This is a genomic window from Pseudomonas sp. W5-01, assembly GCF_046540435.1.
GTDB lineage: Bacteria > Pseudomonadota > Gammaproteobacteria > Pseudomonadales > Pseudomonadaceae > Aquipseudomonas > Aquipseudomonas graminis_B.
Window position 1 is genome coordinate 75,154 of record NZ_JAXCIP010000012.1, and the last position, 18,466, is coordinate 93,619.

Sequence of the window (18,466 nt, forward strand, 5' to 3'; positions counted from 1 at the left end):
TGAACCACCTGATCGCTTTTCCGTATGAGGAACCTGCCTACACACCCGGCGGAGGTGGATTACACGCAACAATCTGCAATTGCTGACGGAACGTTCATATCGTGCCTAAACTCCAACTTGCGCGACCGGTAACAATTAAATAACCGGTTCGCCCTGGCGCCCTTACGGCCAGGAATCCGACCCTTGGTTGAAACAACAGAGACTAAAGCTATGAAACGGATTCTTCTTGGTACTCTCTTCGCCGCTGTGTCCATCAACGCCATGGCTCAAGCGCCTGGCGGTCCGGACTGCGGTTGGGGCAACATGCTGTTTGAAGGTCAACGCGGTACTCCCGCTCACTTCCTCGCTTCCACCACCAACGGTACTTCGGGCAACGCCACCTTCGGCATGACCTCGGGCACCAACGGTTGCTCCACCAACAGCGCTCTTACTTACGGCGGCAAATCCTGGATTGCCATGAACGGCATGATGGATGAGCTTTCCAAGGACATGGCCATGGGCCAAGGCGAAGCACTGACCACGTACGCGGTCGTGTTGGGCGTTGCACCGGAAGACCGTGCGCATTTCGCCGCAGTCACCCACGAGCACTATCAGCAGATCTTCACCAAGGCCGACGCCACTGCTGAAGACGTTCATACCAACACCATCGACATCCTGAAGAACGATCCGACTCTGGCTAAATACGCAACCCAAGCTTAAAGTCGTGCCGCCTGCCTTCCTCCCCGGAAGGCAGGTTCTCCGCCCTGCCCACTTCTGACTAGTTGCCACTCTATGCTCAAACGCCTTGCCTGGCTGATGCTCTGTGTCTGCGCCCCGCTGTCCGCCGCGCCTCACGTCGACAATGATCGTTTGCAGCAACTGGCCAATTCCAGATTCTGGATCTCCATCGGCCACTACGAAGCCGGCAAGCTGGGTGGCTGGCGCAGCTATGTCGACGACCCGAAATTCTTCCTCGCCCAGAACGGCGCCCATGACCCCAAAGCCGAGCTGGCCGCGACGCTTGAGGCGATCTACCGCCCTGTCACCCAAGGCCAGGAAAACGCCCATCCGCAATGCGTTTACCCCTCCCGCACGCGCTTTCTGCGCGACGAATTGAAGCTGACCGATTTGCCCGCGGTTGACTGCAAAGAATTCAACAAATGGTTTTCCGATGTGGCCCCGGACAGCACCGTGCTGATCTTCCCGGCGGCCTACCTCAACAGCCCGTCGTCCATGTTCGGCCACACGCTGCTGCGCATCGATCAGGCGGACGTGCAGGCCAACAAGACCGCTTTGCTCAGCTACGCGATTAATTTCGGCGCTTACATCGAGGGTTCCGACAACAGCATTCTGTATGCGTGGAAAGGCTTGGCAGGAGGCTATCCGGGGCTGTTCGCGCTGGTGCCGTACCAGGAAAAACTCTCCGAGTACCGTAGTTTGGAGAACCGCGATTTGTGGGAATACCGCCTCAACCTGACGCCCGAAGAAACCCGGCGCATGGTCGAGCACGTGTGGGAACTCAAACAGATTCGCTTCGGGTATTTCTTTTTTGACGAGAACTGCTCCTACCGCTTGCTAGAGCTGCTTCAGGTGGCTCGCCCTAGTCTGGACCTGACGCCGCAGTTTCGTCTGACGGCCATTCCCACGGACACCGTGCGCGCGGTCAAGGAAGCGGGTCTGGTCGAGAAGATCGAGTATCGCCCTTCCAGGGAACGCGAGCTGCTGAGCCGCGCCGAGCCGCTGAATCACGATGAGCAGCAGTGGGTCCTGAAAGTCAGTGCGGACCAGAGGCAGATGCAGAGCGCCGATTACCTCGCGTTGCCGAAGGAACGTCGCGCATTGATTCAGGACGCGGCCTACAGGCTGGAGCGGTATCGCGCCAACGGCCAGGAACGTGATCCGACGAGCGCGCAACGCAGCTATGACCTGCTGCGTGCGATCAGCACCAATCCGCCGCCGCCGTTGGAGATTGAACGCCCGGGTCTGCCGGAAGACGGTCATGAGTCGCGTACCTGGCAACTGGGTGCGGGCACCCGGGATGACAAGTCGTTCGCCGAATATGGCCTGCGCATGGCGTATCACGATTTGAATGACAACGCGTATGGCTTTCCGCTCGGCGCGCAGATCGAAATCCTGCAGCTCAAACTGCGCCAATACGAAGACAGTCATTGGCAGGTCCAGCGGCTCGATCTGGCGACCATCCGTTCGCTGACACCGCGCAACGAGCTGTTGCAGCCTTGGTCGTGGCAAGTGGCGGGTGGCCTTGAGCGGGTGCTGGGCAAGCACGGCGACGAGAATCTGGTGAGCCACGTCAACGGCGGCGCGGGCGGGACATGGAAATTGGGGGATGACGTGCTGGGCTTCGCACTGGGCACCGTGCGGGTTGAACACAACAACGATTTCTCGGCGCTTATTTCGCCGGCGGCGGGTTTCAATACCGGCGTGCTGTGGCGTAACCCGCTGGGGAATTTCAGTTTGGAGACTAAAGGCGATTACTTCACCAACGGCGAAGTACGGCGCAACATCAGCCTCAATCAACAATGGGAACTGTCGCGCAATCTCGGCCTGCGGCTCAGCGCCCAGCGGGATTTCAGCCAGCTGACCTCACCGATTAATGAAGTGATGCTTGAGCTGAAGTGGTATCACTATTGAGTGATGCGCTCCTGGTTTTTCAGTGTGATGCCCGACGTCTTCCCGGCTGAAGCCGGTCCTACAATGCGCGCGACGGTTCTGTAGGACTGGCTTTAGCCGGGAAGAGGCCAGCACTGCTATGTGCGCGTCGTGGTGTAACCTTCTTCTTCGATCAATTCCACAATCTGCTCAGCCTCAAGCTGACTCTGGACTTTCACCTCACCTGTGGCGAGATCAATCTGCACCTGCGCCGTGGGGTCTTGCCCCTGAATGGCGCCAGTGACGGCTCGCACGCAATGCGCGCAGGTCATGCCTTGAACCTTGAATACCTGCATTTGCTGACTCCTTTTTCCCATCGAGAACGTGTGATGACGCCATCTAAGACCTTTCCGTCGGGGCAAGGTCAAGTTTCCGGTGAATCGGCCGGGCTGGCATTCATCCGCACTCTGCGCCAGAGTGCGCCTACAACCGTCATATCAGGAGAATCAGACATGCGCTGGTCAGCCTTTCGTATTGCAGGTTTCGCCGGACTGTTGGCTTGCGCATCCTGGGCTCATGCCGATCAGGACTATGGCGTGCTGATCATTTCCCGCGAGCGCCTGGAGATCTCCACGTCCTGCGAAATCGGGATCTTCATGCAGGACCAACTCGTCGGGCGCCTGTACCAGGAAGAGTCTCGCTCCTTCAACCTGCCCGCGGGCGACCTGTCTGTGCGCTTGCGTGTACTGCCAGGCCAGACGCCGGGCTGCTCGCCGGGCATTGAGGCGCAGAACAACACGCGCCTGCACATCAATGCAGGTGACGTTCTGAAATACCGCATCGCGTCCGGGCCCAACGGGATGTATCTGAAAAAAGCGGATTTGAATTACTGATAACGGCTCAGAACGACCTTGCCGCCCTGGCAAGGATGAGCTGAAAGTAATCAACGTCAGCTAGCGATGCCTGCGCGATGCGCACCCTCCCCTGATTCCCTTTCACAACGGCCAACAGGCAACTCGGTATTGCCGACGCCCGCAGGTTATTCGCTATATGCCTGACAGGACACTATCGCGAATCAATATTTGAAGAACATGGCATACCGCGTTCTCTCCATCTATACATTTAAGTCAAGACAAGGAGTCACGCGACCCCTACTTAAAAGGAGTTTACAAAATGGCGCGTCTTCCGCCTACAGCAGGATCAGTACAAGTTCTCGACAATGGAGTTCCTCTTGGCACCGCCACACTCCAGGCCGATGGCACATGGAACTTACCCGCTGCGGGGCTCGCACAAGGCACACATACCTTTACTGCTCGCGTTGATGGCGTTATCTCCAATCCATGGACCGTCAACATCCAACAGAATAATGAGATGAACCTTGTCGAACCCCATTTCAAAAATGCGACAAGTGCAGGGAACGGCAGAGAGCAAATCAATTATTACGCCTACGAAGGCGATGGTTACGTGGAGATTCCTGCCTATGGCGCCCTGAATGGAGATACGGTGCGTGTGTCTTGGGTGGGCAGGAGCGTCACGATAGACTCCGAGATCCAAACGGTAACCAATCCTGCGATTCCGCTGGTCTTCAAGATTTCCATGTACGAGGTCATCGACTGCATCGGGGTCAACGCAACCATCAAATACACCGTCGTACGGCCGCCCAGCAACGAAGTGCATAGGTCTCTGGCCTTGTCCTTGACGGTCATGGGCCATTCCGGTGCCATTGCCGCGCCCACCATCAATAGCCCGGACAACAACAACCTGCGCGTTAAGTTTGAGACTGATTACTACTCGGCGCGGGCGCGGTTCATCGGGTTGACCACCGTTCAAAGTCCTGTAGAACAATTTAACGGCACCTATATAAACTTCCCTATTGATAAAGCCTGGCTGAGCGCAAACCGAGGGCGGCCCGTACTGTTTAACTGGAGTCTGAAACGCTTCGGGAATGATCAGATCTTTTACTCGCAAATAATGCGGGTCAATAACTTGAGGTTCAAGGAAGTCGACATCGCCACTGAAGCACTTGAGCCATTCGATCCGGCTACGCGCGATGCTCTTCAACGCTTCATAGCGAGCGGCTATGCGCTCATCAAGCAGCTTTTTAAACGTTAGTTGACGAGGACCGCTCCATGAAAACAAGGATGATTTTAATCGCCGCGTTATTGGCCGGCGCTGCCGCCACACAGCTCTCAGCTGTAGAGGTGGCCATGAAACAGCCCCTTAAACCTTCTGTTGCCCAGAACTGCAGTGAGTACATTCAGAGCGGAAAATGGGTGTATCGCTTCAGCAGCGATTATCAATTCAACGAATGGATGCTGTCACTGACACCCAGTGCATGCGGCCGCTACATCGACGCAACTGAAACGGCGTACATGTTTTATGAAGTCGTCAAGAAGTTCGGACAGAGCGAACATTGGTCGAATAACCGGGGCATGATCAATCAATTGACCTGTCACCTGTACATCGCGCGGGAAAAACCTGAGTGGAATCTGGAGCCGTGGAGGCCATACGTGGGGTATACCAAAACGGTAGCAGCCGGATGCAACCCTCTCGAGCCCGATCCGGACCCTGTCTACCACTGAATCCCTGCCAGACCTGGCGGTGGCTGAGCATCGTTAGATGAAGCGCTGGACACTGATCCAGCGCTTCATTGGCGGCTTGCTACTGCATCCAGGGCGGAGGCGGTTCTTCGGACTTGTTCGGCGGCGCATCGTCCGCCGTTCGCGCGGCCTGGCGCCTTGCGTCATCCAGTCGCGCCGCTTCGATCTCGCGCAACACACTGCCGACGTCGGCAATATCGTCCGGATCTGCAAATTCCCCGGTCAGCACGGTCGCAGGGGACAACGTGCCGGCTTCGAAGTGGGACCACATCTCACGGGCGTAGCGCGTCTCTTTCAGCTCGGGCGCAAAGCGGCCGAAGTAGGACGCCATGTTGCCGACGTCGCGCTCCAGCATGGTGAATGCATGATTGTTGCCCGCAGCATCTACCGCTTGCGGCAAGTCAATAATGACCGGCCCGGTAGGCGTGAGCAGCACATTGAACTCGGACAGGTCACCGTGCACCAGGCCGGTACACAGCATCAGCACGATTTGCTGAATCAGGAACGCGTGATACTCGCGCGCCTGATCGGGCTCAAGCGTCACGTCATTCAAACGCGGCGCGGCATCACCGTACTCATCGGCAATAAGCTCCATTAGCAGCACGCCCTCGAGAAAGTCGTACGGCTTGGGCACTCGCACGCCGGCCCCTGCCAGACGGAACAGCGCCGCGACTTCAGCGTTCTGCCACGCGTCTTCGGTTTCCTTGCGGCCGAACTTCGAACCCTTGGCCATGGCGCGGGCCTGGCGGCTGTTGCGGACCTTGCGGCCCTCCTGGTATTCCGCCGCCTGACGGAAACTACGTTTATTGGCCTCCTTGTACACCTTGGCACACCGCAGCTCTTTGCCACAGCGCACCACATAAACAGCTGCCTCTTTGCCGCTCATGAGCGGGCGCAGCACCTCGTCGACCAGACCGTCTTCGATCAGGGGTTCAATGCGTTTAGGAGTCTTCATCAGCTTTTATTGGGGGTCCTTCGTTGCCAAACACGCGATTGTTGCTCGTTATACGGCAATCCTCTGTCGGCGAGTAGGGGCTTATGCGACTCGACCATGGATTCAATACCTGCCTGTACGGCGCTTACACCTGCAAAGCAGGTTTCATGCCGGGCGCAGCGATACCCTGTCGATCAGCCATAAAGCCCTCTGCCAATGGGTCATATCAAAGGAAGGCCCCCCTAACGTCACGGATGCCAAGCGAACACTCAGAAATAAGGGGCCTTTGAAGACCCCTTCCATGACAGCAAATGGTTGCGTCTTCGTTACCAGCTATAGCGAACGCCTACGCTTACGCCCCAAGGTTGTTCGATGTTGCGGCCCTTCATAAAGTCGACATCCGCATGTAACTGCAGCACGTCGGTCATTTGCGCGGCAACGCCGGCCCCCAACTCGACGCGAGAGCCAGAGAGGTCGTTTGTGAAGCGGTTTTCGTTGATGCTCACGCGATTGCGCGACACAAACTCGTGAGCAGCGGCCACCTTCATATAGGGCTGAACAAATGCCCCATCGTCCAGCGTGAATGTGCGGCCCACTTGCGTACCGGCTTTGCCCAGCAACGAATCGGCCCGGTTGCTGCTGGCGCGCATGCCGTTGTCGAGATCGTAACTTTCTCCACCGACCAACAGTCCGGAAACTTGAGCGAAGGGCTCGACGAACCAGTCATCTGCGAGCTTGATGTGCTTGCCGACCTCTACCGAGGCACCGACGCCTGCAGTGTTGTAATTACCCTTTGCTTTCTCGCCATCGCTCATGCGCACTTCGGAATGGTTCTGGAAACGGTTGGCCTTGATCAGCGCATCGACATAGAACCCATCATCGGCAAGCCAGGTGCTATAGGCGCCGAGGTAATAGCTGTCAACCGTACCGGATGTGCCTTGCTGAAGGTCCAGGTCGGACTTGCTGTAACCGCCCATCAGCCCCACAAGCCATTGGCCCTCGTTGCTTGGTAAAGGCGCGTCAGCACCGAACGCTACCCCCTGCTGGACTTGCTTATAGGCCACGCCGCCACCCGCAGACATGTTGAATTTATTGCCGTAGCTGCGAATCCAGCCGCCGCCCTGATCGGTACCGTTGCGCAATTCTCCCATGCGAGTGCGCAGCGTCGCTGATTCGCCATACCAAATGGTTGGCGCGGCGCTGAACAGGCCGATCACGGCTTGTGAAGACTCGGAGAGCTCGTCGGTCTTCACCAGCGACCAGTCCGTGCCGCCTTCGGCCACGTTCTGCTCAAGCTGATAGGCGTAGGTGCCAAAGTCGACCTTGCCGCCGAGCAGAGAAAACTGTGCATCGCCTTCTGCCACATGCACGAGGGTCTGGGTATCATTGGCCTGAACCGGATCGACACCGGTGTTCTGTACCAAAAGCTGGTAACTACCGACGGCAGTTCCTGTCACCTCCAGGAAATCACTCTCGCCAGCCGCCAGATCGGTGCCCATGGCAAATGTGCCATTGCCTTCCAGTTGGCCCAGTGTCAAGCGGCTGAATTCGGGTGTCGTCCCTCGCAGATCAACGGTCCCACCGTTCAGCAAGAGCGAGTTGACTGAGGAGTGGCCCTGCATGATCCACGCAGAAGAGTCATCGATAGCGAGGCTCGTAGCGTTAGTCACCTTGCCTGTGAGACTGGCATTGCTATCCAGCGACAGCTTGGCGGTAGACCCCTCTTGCACCAGAACATCACCTTCCAGTTGACTGGCGCTGACGTTGAATGTGGCGATAGCAGCGTTTTCTACCTCGAGGATCACCCCGTTGCCACCTTTGAGGGTGGAGCCGTTGGCGACATCGATCCTGGTTTCGACAGCCGGAGCGTTGCCGGCACTGACCAGAATGGCGCTGCCCTTCTCACCCACGACCGCAGAACCATCGGCCACAACCAGGCTTGCGGCAGAAGACTGCGCCCCTGTTCGACCCGATACCATGACCACGCCGTTGTTTTCCCCTACGACGGTGCTGCCCGACATCGTGGCGCGACTGCCGCCCAGCACCATACCGACACCACCGGAAATAGGCCCCACTGTGTCGACGCCAGCATTGCCTTTGACGGTTGTGTTCACCAATGAAACTTCAGCGCCGTCGAATGCGTTAATCCCGCGACCGGCACCGGAAATGATGCTGTTAGTGACAACCGCGCTTGAGCCGCCCGTGTCCGTGTCATAGCGATACAGATGCAGTCCGAAGCTGGCTTCCGACGTTGAGGACGTGATGTTCTGCGCGGTAATGGTTGCGTTGTTGATGACGGCATGGCTTGTCTCGAGTAACACGCCGGCGCTGCCCCGGCTTGTCGCTGTGCCACCGTCGATATCAACGGTGGAATTCCAGCGGGCATCAATGTTTCCTGTTTCACCTCCCGGGGTGACGACAAGTCGCGCATTATTCAGCCGCCAGTCTTCCGGTGTATCGGCGTAACTGACTGTGGCCTCACTGCCTGGGCGAAGATAGCTGGCCCATCCCCCTTCGCACGTGAGCGCAGTCCCCAGGAAAACGGCGATGGGCCAGGGTGCAGCTCGCATGAATACTCGTTCGGATTTCATCAAACAGTTCCTCTCCCTCATGCACAACGATGTGCGGCTTTAAAGAGAGGCCATTTGATAGGAGAACTTCTTAAATTACGGCAAGAAAGGTCCTACGGTCATGTAGGACATTTCCTAAACAAACTTATCTTGGTACACAAGTTGTGGAAGAATCGAGAAGTTTCCTGCGCCTGAGACGCAACCACGCGAAACGGCGCATTACCAGGAATAGCGCAACCCGACATTCATACCCCAGGGTTGCTCGATGTTTTCGCCACTGCTGTAGTCCACATCGGCATGGAGCTGCAACACATTATTTAGTTGAAGCGCCACGCCCGCGCCTAACTCACCGCGGCTACCGGACAGATCATCGCTAAACGTCGTCCGATTGACTTTGACTTCGTTGTTGCGCGCAAACTCATGGGCCGCGGCGACTTTCAAATAAGGCTGAACGAATCCTCCCCCTTTCAACGGAATATTTTTGCCCAAGTGGGTGCCCGCTTTGGCAACTAAGGAATCGGCTTTGTTGCTGCGGGCCTCCAGTCCGTTATCAAGTGCGTAATCCTCTCCCTGTACCCACAGAGCTGAGACCTGTGCGAAGGGTTCGACAAACCAGTCTTCGGCAAACTTGATGTGTTTACCCACTTCGACAGAACCGCCGATGCCGTAGTTTTGATAATTACCCCTCGATTTTTCACCGTCACTCATGCGCACATCCGCCTTGTTCTGGAAGCGGTTGGCCTTGATCAGCGCGTCAACGTAGTAACCACTTGTCGACAGCCAGGTGCTGTACAAACCCAGATAATAACTCTGGACCCGACCATCGCTGCCTCGCTGCAAGTCGAGCGCGGATTCGCTGTAACCGCCCATTACACCCACCAGCCACTGCCCGTCTACTTCAGAGACCGGGGTGTCTACGCCGAATGAAATGCCAGACTGGGTCTGTGTGTAATTGACCTGGTCCGTTGCCGAGACCCTATATCGGTTTCCATAGGTTCGCGCCCAGACGCCGCCCTGATCGCGCCCGTTGCGCAGTTCCCCCATGCGGCTGCGCAACGTAGCGGTCTCGCCGTACCAGACAGTAGGGGCGGCACTGAACACTCCGATGACCGCGCGCGCCGACGGCGAGATGATCGGCTCGCCAGGACCGACTGGCGGTACACCTCCGTCCCCTTCGCCTGGGCCCACCGGCGGTTCACCTCCGTCGCCTTCGCCTGGACCCACCGGCGGTTCACCTCCGTCCCCTTCGCCTGGACCCACCGGCGGTTCACCTCCGCCCCCTTCGCCTGGGCCCACCGGCGGTTCACCTCCGCCCCCTTCGCCTGGGCCCACCGGCGGTTCACCTCCGCCCCCTTCGCCTGGGCCCACCGGCGGTTCGCCTCCACCGGTGGTTGCCTGGGCAAGAAACCACTCGTTGCCTCTTTTTTCGAGCCGGTACACGAATGTCCCCACGTCCACTTGGCGGCCCAGGACAGAAAAGGCCGCGCTACCGCCTCCCGAGTGCACAACCTTCTGCGCGAAATCCTCCTGGATGGGTTCGACGCCCGTATTCTGCACACGCAGCACAAACGCCCCATCGGCATTCCCCACCACGTTGACCAGGTCACTGAGATGTCCGGCCAGATCCGTGCCCATCGTAAACGCGCCATTCCCCGTGAGGCTGCTGGCGTTGAGCGTGCGGAAACCCTGACCGCCCGCTCGCATGTTTACCGTCCCGCCAGCCATTGTCAGCTCGCCCACTGAGGAGTCGCTGACCATGTTGAACGTGGAGGCCCCGTCGACGGCCATCCGTTGCCCCTGAACCACTGTCCCGGTCAGTTGTGAACCGTTATTGAGCGCGATGGAAACCGGGGTAACAGCGTCCTGCACCACGTCGCCGGTCATAGTGCTCCCATCGAGACTCAGGCTGCCCAGGTTGCTCAATGTGCCGACAAGGTTTGCACCATTGGTCATGGACACCCTCGCAACTGATCCACTGCTCTCGGTTACGTTACCGGTCACGGTGCTCGCACTCAGATCAAGACTTGCAATGTCGGACATGGATCCTGTGAATGTCGAGTTGTTTGCCATGACGACCGCAGTCGGCGAACCGGGCAAGGCAATGACGTTGCCGGTCATGGTGGCGGCATTTATGTTCAGACTGTTGATATGGGTCATGTCGCCGGTGAAAGCAGCGTTGTTACGTAATGTGACGTCGGCGAGCGAGCCCTGGATGACATTGACATCACCGACGAGTCGGCTGTCATCGGCCACAAAGTTCACGTTCGATGCCCGAGAAGCCGTAGCCGCCTGCCCAACCTCGAGAATCACGCCATTGCCGCTATTGAGCGTGGACCCGTTCTGCACGGTGACCGTGGCGTTGGTCACCGTGCCGACGACTGTCCCGATCAGAATTGCGCTGCCGGAGGTGCCTGTGAGAGTGGCGCCATCCAGGCTGAGCGACGGGGTGATTCGGCCGCCGTTGTCGGCCGTCAAAACCGCGCCCCGGTTACTGCCGGTAGCCGCCCCCCCTTGCAGGGATAACGATCCGCCAATAACCGTCAGCCCCACTCCATCGGCGATGACGCCCCCGGGTCCGCTGCCGCTGCTCGTCACTTGGGTATTGATCAGCGTTGCCGTGCTGTCGCCCACGACATTGACGCCTCGTCCAATGCCGCTGATCGAGCTGTTAGTGACACTGGCAGTCGACCCGCCTCCTGCACCGGAAATCTGACGGTTGACAGACAGGCCAACAGCATTGACCGATGAAATGGTTGAATCGTTGATCAGGCCGTTGCTGACGATCAGGCTGACGCCGGAAGAGTTAGGTTGGGTGGCAGGATCAATAGCCGAAACCGAGCCACCGTCGAGATTCACTGTTGATCCTGCCTGAGCGCTGATCCCCTGAGTTGCCCCACCCGGGTTGACCAGCAGCGTCGCGTTATCAAGTCGCCAGAATGTCACGGGCGACCCGGCATTGACGATACCCGTTGTGCCCGGAGCTAAAATTGCCGCGCCTGCGCAATGACTGACGGCCATTCCAAACACCATGAGAACGGGAAATTCCCAACCTTCAGTTCCGAATCCTTTACGACGTGTCATAACTAACCTCCCTGTTTCCTTGAGTCGCCCCTGATTGATTAGCGATTGCCGAGCGTGCTCATGGCGCTTATCAAAGGGTAAACCAAGTGTATGCAGCACTCATTATTTAGCACGCGTATTAACGCCCGTTTTAATAACCATTCGAAATAATGGTTATTTCAGTTCGCTCTAACCGCCCAACGGCGCCGACAACACATTGATATGCCAAGTACTTTCGTTGACATTTATTTATCGCCCGCCCACGGCACTGTCATTTATGACAGCAGACAGACTCTTGAAAACCCACCATCTTGTTATCGGCATTTACGCCATATCTTCACAGGGAGTTGGACATGGGAAACAATATCTTTCCGTCATCAACAAGAGCTCGAGCAGGACGCGCGCTTTTGCAACTGACTGTTTTTAATAGAGACCCGGTTACTCATACGATTCCGCTTGAGTTTCTGGACGCAGACCTTGAGGTGGGAATTCCCGACAGCGACGACATCTTCGTCGGCGATTTTCTGGAACTCTATGTGAGAGGCACCCCGCTCGGAACACGCCGTACCGTCACCGCTGCCGATAAGCAAGCCGCCCAGGGCAACCCCGCTTTCTACTACTCAATGACTATTGATAAGGCTTCTTTTCCGTCCGAGGGTGAAAGTGTAACGTTCAACGTGGATTACTACGTAGGCTCTGGCAGCGTAAAGGACTTATCCAATTTGCCTGTGGAGGTGATTCTGGATCGAGAACCTCCAGGTGGAACGCCGCTTCCCTACTTGAGCTTCACACCTGAGCAACTCGACGGCATCGCACAGAGCGACTTGACGGACGACTACCTCGAAGTCCGGGCGCCACTCTGGTATGGCAAGCGTATAGGGGATGTTCTTACGCCATGGCTGGGCACTTCTGAAACGGAAGGAGTGCTGGTCACCGAGAGTGCGGTGGAAGTCACAAGTATCAGCGAAACTACCTTTGCGCGCTTCCCCAAGTCTCTACTGCTCATCAACGGTGATATTCCTCAATATTTCGCGTATCAACTGCGGGACGGGTTGGGGAACCAGTCCGAGGTGGCACGCAGCCGCGAAATTCCTGTGTCATTGACACGCTGGCGTTACAAATCAAAAAAACGTTTTGAGAAAAGCGGTCGCGCATCGGTCGATAGCGGCGTGGGCAAGCTTGTTGCCACCCTACTCCCCCCACTCCAAGTGCCAGACACGGTCTTTCCGGACGGCACTCTTCCTCTTGCGATACTGGGTGCGGATCTTCCAGTTCGCATCCCGAACAAAGTTCCCGAGTTTCCGGCGGGCGCCGTCATTCAGTTGTACCGGGTGGCCGAAGACGGAACAGCGACGGAACTAGGACCTCAACGCCCTATTACCCAGACCGAGTCAGATGATGGCAGCTTCGTGTTCGATTTGGCGATTCCCAAAACGGATTTTCCTGCAACGGGCACCACGCCATGGGCACTCGATTACAGCGTTTTTGACCCGCTTTCCAGCGGAGAAGGTCTGTCAGGAAATCTTGTAACAGTGATCTTCGATCGCGAAGCCCCAGGTGGAGCTTCGCCCCCCGACATGCCTTTGCTGGAATTCACCCAGGAGCAACTGTCAGGCATTACCCTGGCGGATGTCGTCGGTGATGGCATTCCCGTCAGCCTGCCCGCCTGGTATCTGAGCGCCGGCCTGGATGTTGCGCAACTGTGGCTAAGCGATACCGCAGCAGAGGACGACGCTAAATATCTTCCCGGCACCTTTACGCTGACAGATGCAAGCGCAGGCAAAGCCTTGGATGTCGAGTTTTTGGTCACAGACATCGAGCCGATGGGCAACAAGGTCCTTTACTTTGCTTATCGACTCACGGACAAGGCCGGCAATATCAGTCCACGCTCGAATCCTGTCGCTATTGAAGTACTCCTGACTGAAGCGCCAACTGATCTTGAGCCTCCGGTGGTTCCGGACAACGAAGCACACGGCGTCGTGACTCAGCAAGATGCGGCTGAACTGGTGGAAGTCGAAATACCGAATTATACGAACGCTGCGGAAGGCGACAGAATCTACGTCGTATGGGGCAATACGAAAATGCCGCCCGTGACGTTGGTGGCGGCCGACTTAAACCCTGCCCCACCCGCATTTTTGAAAGTGATCAAGTTGCCTTATGCGGATGTTCTAGCCGAAGGCAGCGGAAACGGCAAATTAGTTACATACGAAGTATGGCGCGGGAGCGTGCTTGCAAACACTTCTCCGTCAACTTCCGTTAACGTAAATCTCGACAGCCCAGGCCCAGGCCCCGATCCAGACCCAGGAACGCCTTGGCATGAAAACCTCGTGCCGCTGGTCGTCGTCGGTGACAGCGGCGCTGGCGGTGATAACGTGATTCCGCCTGGCGACTTCAACAAGGATGCTGTAGCCACTGTTCCCCATATCGGCAAAGACGGGATCGTTATCTGGAAACCCGGGGATCGGGTGCAAGTCAGTTGGGACGGCATACTCATTGGAACGCCATTTCCCATTACCCTGGCAAATGAAAAACAAGATGCGAAAATCACTATACCCGCAGTGACAGTGGGAGCCTCGACCGGACTGAAAGATGTGTTCTACATCGTAAGCCGTGATTTGCCCCCCAGCAATCAGGTAGCGACTGCAGTATCCGAACCGACACCGGTCGATGTGCAATCGCCAGGCTTACTGCCAGGGGACGGTTCGTTAGCCAAGGCGATATTCCCCGAAGAGGATACCGTTCAGAATGTGATCAACAGAGTAAACGGGCTGGACGGAACGCCCATCCAGATTATGCTGAAGGGTGTGAGCAACATTGCCAAGGATGACCTCATCAACTTGAGGTTTGTGGGTCGGGAAGGTCTGGTTGACCCCACGGCTCCGGAAATCTCCGGGACCGAACTTGTTGTCATCGACCACAAGATCACCGACCAGGAAATAGCACTGGGTTATTACGAACTTGCTGTTCCTTATAATCCCTATCTGCAAAAAATCTGCCGTGCTGGCTGCACGGTGAATTACTCCATTACCAATAAAGTTGGCACACCTGTTGAGGCGGATCAGAAGTATATCCGGATCGCACTGGGTCCAGTAGGAGACCTTTTTGTTTGTCCGATCAACCCTACAATACCGGCCGATTCGCGTTCGAGAACCGTAGTTATTCCTCGCGCGTAGTCACTCTTCTACAACAGGGCGCAGTAGGGCCCTGTTGTAGAGGTCTGGCTTCTAACACCGTTCGCTCTGAAAGGAATCATGTTATGGCAGTTTTACCAGACGGCACTGTCTCACCCCGCTCAAGTGGAACGTTAGCGCTCAATCCATTGATCATCCCCGTTATGGATTACGGGTCGGCGAGGCCTGGCTTAGGCTGGGATGACTTGAACGACCCCAGTAAGCCCGTGTTCTTGCAGGCTCGGTTAAATATCCAGGCTTACCAACCGGGAGACTTCGTCACGCTCTATTGGAACGACGAGACTGTACAGACCTTCTCCTTGGAGGAATCGCACTTTCAGAACAGCTTCATGGCGTTCAACCTCTATCCGGTCTCCATTGTCGAGCCCAGTGGTGAAGTTTATTACACCATTTATGACCAACTCAGCGAGTCAACTGCACCGTCAGACAAACGAACGGTGCGCGTAAAGTTGTCAGTGCCCGGCGGACCTGATACCGACGCTTCAACGCCCTACCTCAATGACCGACTGACCGTAGCGAGTATTACACCTGCAGGCGACATAACTGACGAGAATATCCCAGTCAGTGTCACTGTTGCGCCATGGCTGTACATGGCCGAAGGCGACGAACTCACGGTCATCTGGAACGGCGTTCGACTTACACAGCCTCCATTGGACGGCGCGCAGGTAGATCAGCCTCAGACCGTTGTTATCCCCAGAGAAACGCTCATTGGTGCGGGCGACGGCAGCCCCGTGACGGTGAGTTATGAGATCAGGGACATCGTCAACAATTACTCGCTCGTGTCCAGGCCAGCTTTTACCAACGTCATCGTTGATCCCAACGCTCCTCCAGCACCGGCCGTCAAAGTAGCCGGGACGCGGGTGAGCATCATCGATCTCGATCAGTTGGGCAGCGGCAATGTCCAGGTCGAAATTCCCCACGACAACGGAATTCCCGCTGCCGGGGACTCGATAACGCTGAACTGGAAGGGCAGAGCTGCGGACGGTATGCCATTCGAAAAGGTCCTTGGGCCAGCAACATACCCCGGAGGCGGACTCAATCTGGAGTTCACCGTGGCCAACGCTGATGTTGTGGCCATTGCCGGTGGCGGGGCAGTTGTCAGCTATCTGGTACAAGGCAAAGGTTCGAAACGCACCACCATCACTGTGGTCGGTGTGCCCGCGCAACTGACAGCACCACTGATCCCTGGCGTTGTCGGTGACATAGACATTGGCGTGATCTCGGATCCGGTACTGGTTCGGATACCTGCCTATGCCGGTAAAGCAGAGAATGATGTGATTTTTCTCTCATGGGAGGGGCTGACGGAGGCCGGTAACGCGCTGGTGTACTCGGACACCTATACCGTAGGGAATGGTGAAGCCTCGATTGGGAAAGACATGGAGGTAAACAAAAACCTACTCACGCCCCTGGCCAGTGGCTCGTTGAGCATAAGCTATCGCGTTAACAAACCGGGTGGGGCAACGTTGAAGTCAGAGGTCACGGCTTACAGCGTCAGCGGAAGCATATTGCTTACCATCCCGACGGTGCTGAACGCCCCTGGCGACATTTTCGATCCGGCGGCCAATCCCAATGGCACTTCGGTACATGTGGATGGCGTCGCTGCTGCCCTCAAGCGCCTGGACGAAGTGACGATTTACTGGACCGGCCCCGTTCAAGAGGGAAGTGCGTCGCAGACGTTTACGATCGCCAGCGATAATCAGTCCCTCGATTGGCCGGTGTTGGCAGCGCAGATTGATCCAAGCCGCGGCAGCACCGTTAATGTGTTTTATGAAGTAAAGCGTACGGCTGGGGGCAGCGGCAAATCAGTCACCCGAACGCTTGCGATCCTTGATCCGCTCCCGAACGAGATCACGGATGATTTCACGTCACGCACGGGCGCGATGATCCGGGCCGGAGGAACGCTCAGCACCGATTACATCACACTATTCTTTGAGTCGGGCAACGGCCAGGCAGGATTCCCGATACGCGATGACGTACCCCCCGACGGGGCGGCGGCGTTGCAACTGCCTGTACTTCACATTTGCTATCAACATCCGGCCAACCAACCAGGAACCCAAGTCGTCCTGATGGATTTGAGACGCGACTGCTCCAAAATTGAATTCGACATTTATGGCTGCAACGGTAAAACCCGTATCGACTTGCTGGATGCCGGTAAAAATATCGTCGAGACCAAAACCCTGCCAGCAACGACAAATCATCACTTCATTTCCACCACCGCCCTGCCCATTCACTTCATCCGCGTTACCGGAGAGACCGACTGGACGCTGTGGGACAACATCAAGATGACGACGCGCAATCTTGCAAGGAGCAAAAGAAGATGAAGATCACTTCCCTCACCACCGACCAAAAAGACAAATTGACGGCTGCGATCAAGCAGGCGCTTGACGGCACTTTATCCATTAACGCAACACCCTACCCTCGTCCTAAAGTCGAGCCTGCAGACGCATTCAACGTGCTTGATCCCAACAAGAACAACGCTGTCGATAACACCTATATTGTCATTGATAATATTCCCGCCACCTATCTGGTCAGTTTTTACTGGAACGATGATTACTCGATCGAACCGGTCGCTTCCGAGGGAACGCAAATCAGGGTCAAGGTCCCCTCTGCCCTTGTCATTGCAGCGGGTGAAACCGTCCCTCAACCCATCCTCGTCATTTACTCGGTGCTCAATCCAAATGAGCCAGACGGCGTCGCGTCTGAGCCCCTTCAACTCACCGTGCGCAAGTACGTGCGTCCGGCCTATCCAAAGCCGGTCATTACCGAGGCGCAGGGGACCGAGCTTGATGTGACCGCGTTGACGGCTAACGCCCACATGACACTGGCGGCCTGGCCTGGTCAGGCAGTGGGGCAAAAACTCTGGCTGAGCGTGGTCTCGACGCCGCAGATCACGCTGCAGAACTGGAATCCGCTGAACGTCACGACATTGGGCGCCCAGAGCAGGGGCATCTCCAAGGACCTCCTCAAAACGCTGATCGACGGCTCGACCTTTACGCTGAAGCTGGAGGCGTCTTTTGATGGCGGTGCAACGCGCTTTCCGTTTTCGGAACAGGCGTACACCATTAGAAGCGTCCCGGTTGTTCATACGATTGAAATCACCAAGGTGACGGACTCAAAAGGGCTGGAAATTGTTGACGGAGGAACTACGCAAGACACCACCGTACTCCTGACAGGCACAGTTTCTTGAGAGTTCCAGGCTGAAAAACCCTACGACTGGTTTAAGTAACGATCATTAGATACCGCCGGGTTTGAGTAACAAGTACGTCAATACCCGGCTGCCTGGCTCACAGCCTATTCACACATCGACTCCGTGAACCAGATTAGCAAGGAGCAAAAGAAAATGAAGACCACTTCCCTGACCGCCGAGCAAAAAGACAAATTGACGGCAGCAATCAAACAGGCGCTTAACGGCACTTTATCCATTAACGCAACACCCTACCCTCGTCCTAAAGTCGAGCCTGCAGACGCATTCAACGTGCTTGATCCCAACAAGAACAACGCTGTCGATAACACCTATATTGT

Annotated in this window: 13 protein-coding genes; 9 read left to right on the forward strand and 4 right to left on the reverse strand. The window is 56.6% G+C overall.

Annotated elements, in window-relative coordinates:
* Positions 1-210: 210 nt before the first annotated feature.
* A complete protein-coding gene (locus SLW75_RS26350; RefSeq protein WP_065987685.1) occupies positions 211-699 on the forward strand; it encodes a DUF3015 domain-containing protein in 489 nt (162 codons plus the stop codon).
* Between the two features lie 72 nt (positions 700-771).
* On the forward strand, positions 772-2,631 hold the full coding sequence (locus SLW75_RS26355; RefSeq protein ID WP_410935831.1) for a DUF4105 domain-containing protein: 1,860 nt from the start codon (positions 772-774) through the stop codon (positions 2,629-2,631).
* Between the two features lie 116 nt (positions 2,632-2,747).
* Here SLW75_RS26355 and SLW75_RS26360 read toward each other — a convergent pair whose 3' ends face one another.
* Positions 2,748-2,945 carry a heavy-metal-associated domain-containing protein gene (locus tag SLW75_RS26360; protein WP_065987687.1) on the reverse strand — a complete coding sequence of 66 codons (198 nt, stop codon included), beginning with the start codon at positions 2,943-2,945 and terminating at the stop codon, positions 2,748-2,750.
* 156 nt (positions 2,946-3,101) lie between these two features.
* On the opposite strand from SLW75_RS26360, the gene SLW75_RS26365 reads away from it, so the two are divergent.
* The 3 genes from SLW75_RS26365 (at position 3,102) to SLW75_RS26375 (ending at position 5,171) form a co-directional block, all read left to right on the forward strand.
* Positions 3,102-3,482, forward strand: a complete 381-nt coding sequence (locus SLW75_RS26365; RefSeq protein WP_065987688.1) for a hypothetical protein — start codon at positions 3,102-3,104, stop codon at positions 3,480-3,482.
* Positions 3,483-3,762: 280 nt separating this feature from the next.
* Positions 3,763-4,701: an Ig-like domain-containing protein gene (locus tag SLW75_RS26370; RefSeq protein ID WP_410935832.1), complete on the forward strand. Its 939-nt coding sequence runs from the start codon at positions 3,763-3,765 to the stop codon at positions 4,699-4,701.
* 17 nt (positions 4,702-4,718) lie between these two features.
* Entirely contained in the window at positions 4,719-5,171 is a 453-nt protein-coding gene (locus tag SLW75_RS26375; RefSeq protein ID WP_410935833.1) for a DUF2599 domain-containing protein, read from the forward strand.
* A gap of 79 nt (positions 5,172-5,250) precedes the next feature.
* Here SLW75_RS26375 and SLW75_RS26380 read toward each other — a convergent pair whose 3' ends face one another.
* From SLW75_RS26380 to SLW75_RS26390, 3 genes are all read right to left on the reverse strand, one after another.
* Entirely contained in the window at positions 5,251-6,144 is an 894-nt protein-coding gene (locus SLW75_RS26380; protein WP_192133180.1) for a PA4780 family RIO1-like protein kinase, read from the reverse strand.
* Between the two features lie 305 nt (positions 6,145-6,449).
* Complete coding sequence (locus SLW75_RS26385) at positions 6,450-8,714, reverse strand: autotransporter outer membrane beta-barrel domain-containing protein (RefSeq protein ID WP_410935834.1); 2,265 nt, start codon at positions 8,712-8,714, stop codon at positions 6,450-6,452.
* Between the two features lie 198 nt (positions 8,715-8,912).
* Positions 8,913-11,774 carry an autotransporter outer membrane beta-barrel domain-containing protein gene (locus tag SLW75_RS26390; protein ID WP_410935835.1) on the reverse strand — a complete coding sequence of 954 codons (2,862 nt, stop codon included), beginning with the start codon at positions 11,772-11,774 and terminating at the stop codon, positions 8,913-8,915.
* A gap of 332 nt (positions 11,775-12,106) precedes the next feature.
* On the opposite strand from SLW75_RS26390, the gene SLW75_RS26395 reads away from it, so the two are divergent.
* The 4 genes from SLW75_RS26395 to SLW75_RS26410 form a co-directional block, all read left to right on the forward strand.
* Positions 12,107-14,926, forward strand: coding sequence for a hypothetical protein (locus tag SLW75_RS26395; protein ID WP_410935836.1), 2,820 nt, complete (start codon positions 12,107-12,109; stop codon positions 14,924-14,926).
* 83 nt (positions 14,927-15,009) lie between these two features.
* Positions 15,010-17,265 (forward strand): hypothetical protein, encoded by a 2,256-nt coding sequence (locus tag SLW75_RS26400; protein ID WP_410935837.1) that lies wholly within the window; start codon positions 15,010-15,012, stop codon positions 17,263-17,265.
* Positions 17,262-18,131, forward strand: coding sequence for a hypothetical protein (locus tag SLW75_RS26405; RefSeq protein ID WP_410935838.1), 870 nt, complete (start codon positions 17,262-17,264; stop codon positions 18,129-18,131). Before SLW75_RS26400 ends, SLW75_RS26405 begins: the two co-directional genes overlap by 4 nt.
* 153 nt (positions 18,132-18,284) lie before the next feature.
* On the forward strand, positions 18,285-18,466 hold a 182-nt coding region (locus SLW75_RS26410), incomplete at its 3' end, for a hypothetical protein (protein ID WP_410935839.1).

What these genes read in the sequence shown, in the direction of transcription:
- SLW75_RS26405 (WP_410935838.1), top strand. Translation starts at nt 17,262, where the DNA reads ATGAAGATCACTTCCCTCACCACCGACCAAAAAGACAAATTGACGGCT.
- SLW75_RS26360 (WP_065987687.1), bottom strand. Translation starts at nt 2,945, where the DNA reads ATGCAGGTATTCAAGGTTCAAGGCATGACCTGCGCGCATTGCGTGCGA.
- SLW75_RS26355 (WP_410935831.1), top strand. Translation starts at nt 772, where the DNA reads ATGCTCAAACGCCTTGCCTGGCTGATGCTCTGTGTCTGCGCCCCGCTG.
- SLW75_RS26370 (WP_410935832.1), top strand. Translation starts at nt 3,763, where the DNA reads ATGGCGCGTCTTCCGCCTACAGCAGGATCAGTACAAGTTCTCGACAAT.
- SLW75_RS26350 (WP_065987685.1), top strand. Translation starts at nt 211, where the DNA reads ATGAAACGGATTCTTCTTGGTACTCTCTTCGCCGCTGTGTCCATCAAC.
- SLW75_RS26400 (WP_410935837.1), top strand. Translation starts at nt 15,010, where the DNA reads ATGGCAGTTTTACCAGACGGCACTGTCTCACCCCGCTCAAGTGGAACG.
- SLW75_RS26395 (WP_410935836.1), top strand. Translation starts at nt 12,107, where the DNA reads ATGGGAAACAATATCTTTCCGTCATCAACAAGAGCTCGAGCAGGACGC.
- SLW75_RS26365 (WP_065987688.1), top strand. Translation starts at nt 3,102, where the DNA reads ATGCGCTGGTCAGCCTTTCGTATTGCAGGTTTCGCCGGACTGTTGGCT.
- SLW75_RS26390 (WP_410935835.1), bottom strand. Translation starts at nt 11,774, where the DNA reads ATGACACGTCGTAAAGGATTCGGAACTGAAGGTTGGGAATTTCCCGTT.
- SLW75_RS26385 (WP_410935834.1), bottom strand. Translation starts at nt 8,714, where the DNA reads ATGAAATCCGAACGAGTATTCATGCGAGCTGCACCCTGGCCCATCGCC.
- SLW75_RS26375 (WP_410935833.1), top strand. Translation starts at nt 4,719, where the DNA reads ATGAAAACAAGGATGATTTTAATCGCCGCGTTATTGGCCGGCGCTGCC.
- SLW75_RS26380 (WP_192133180.1), bottom strand. Translation starts at nt 6,144, where the DNA reads ATGAAGACTCCTAAACGCATTGAACCCCTGATCGAAGACGGTCTGGTC.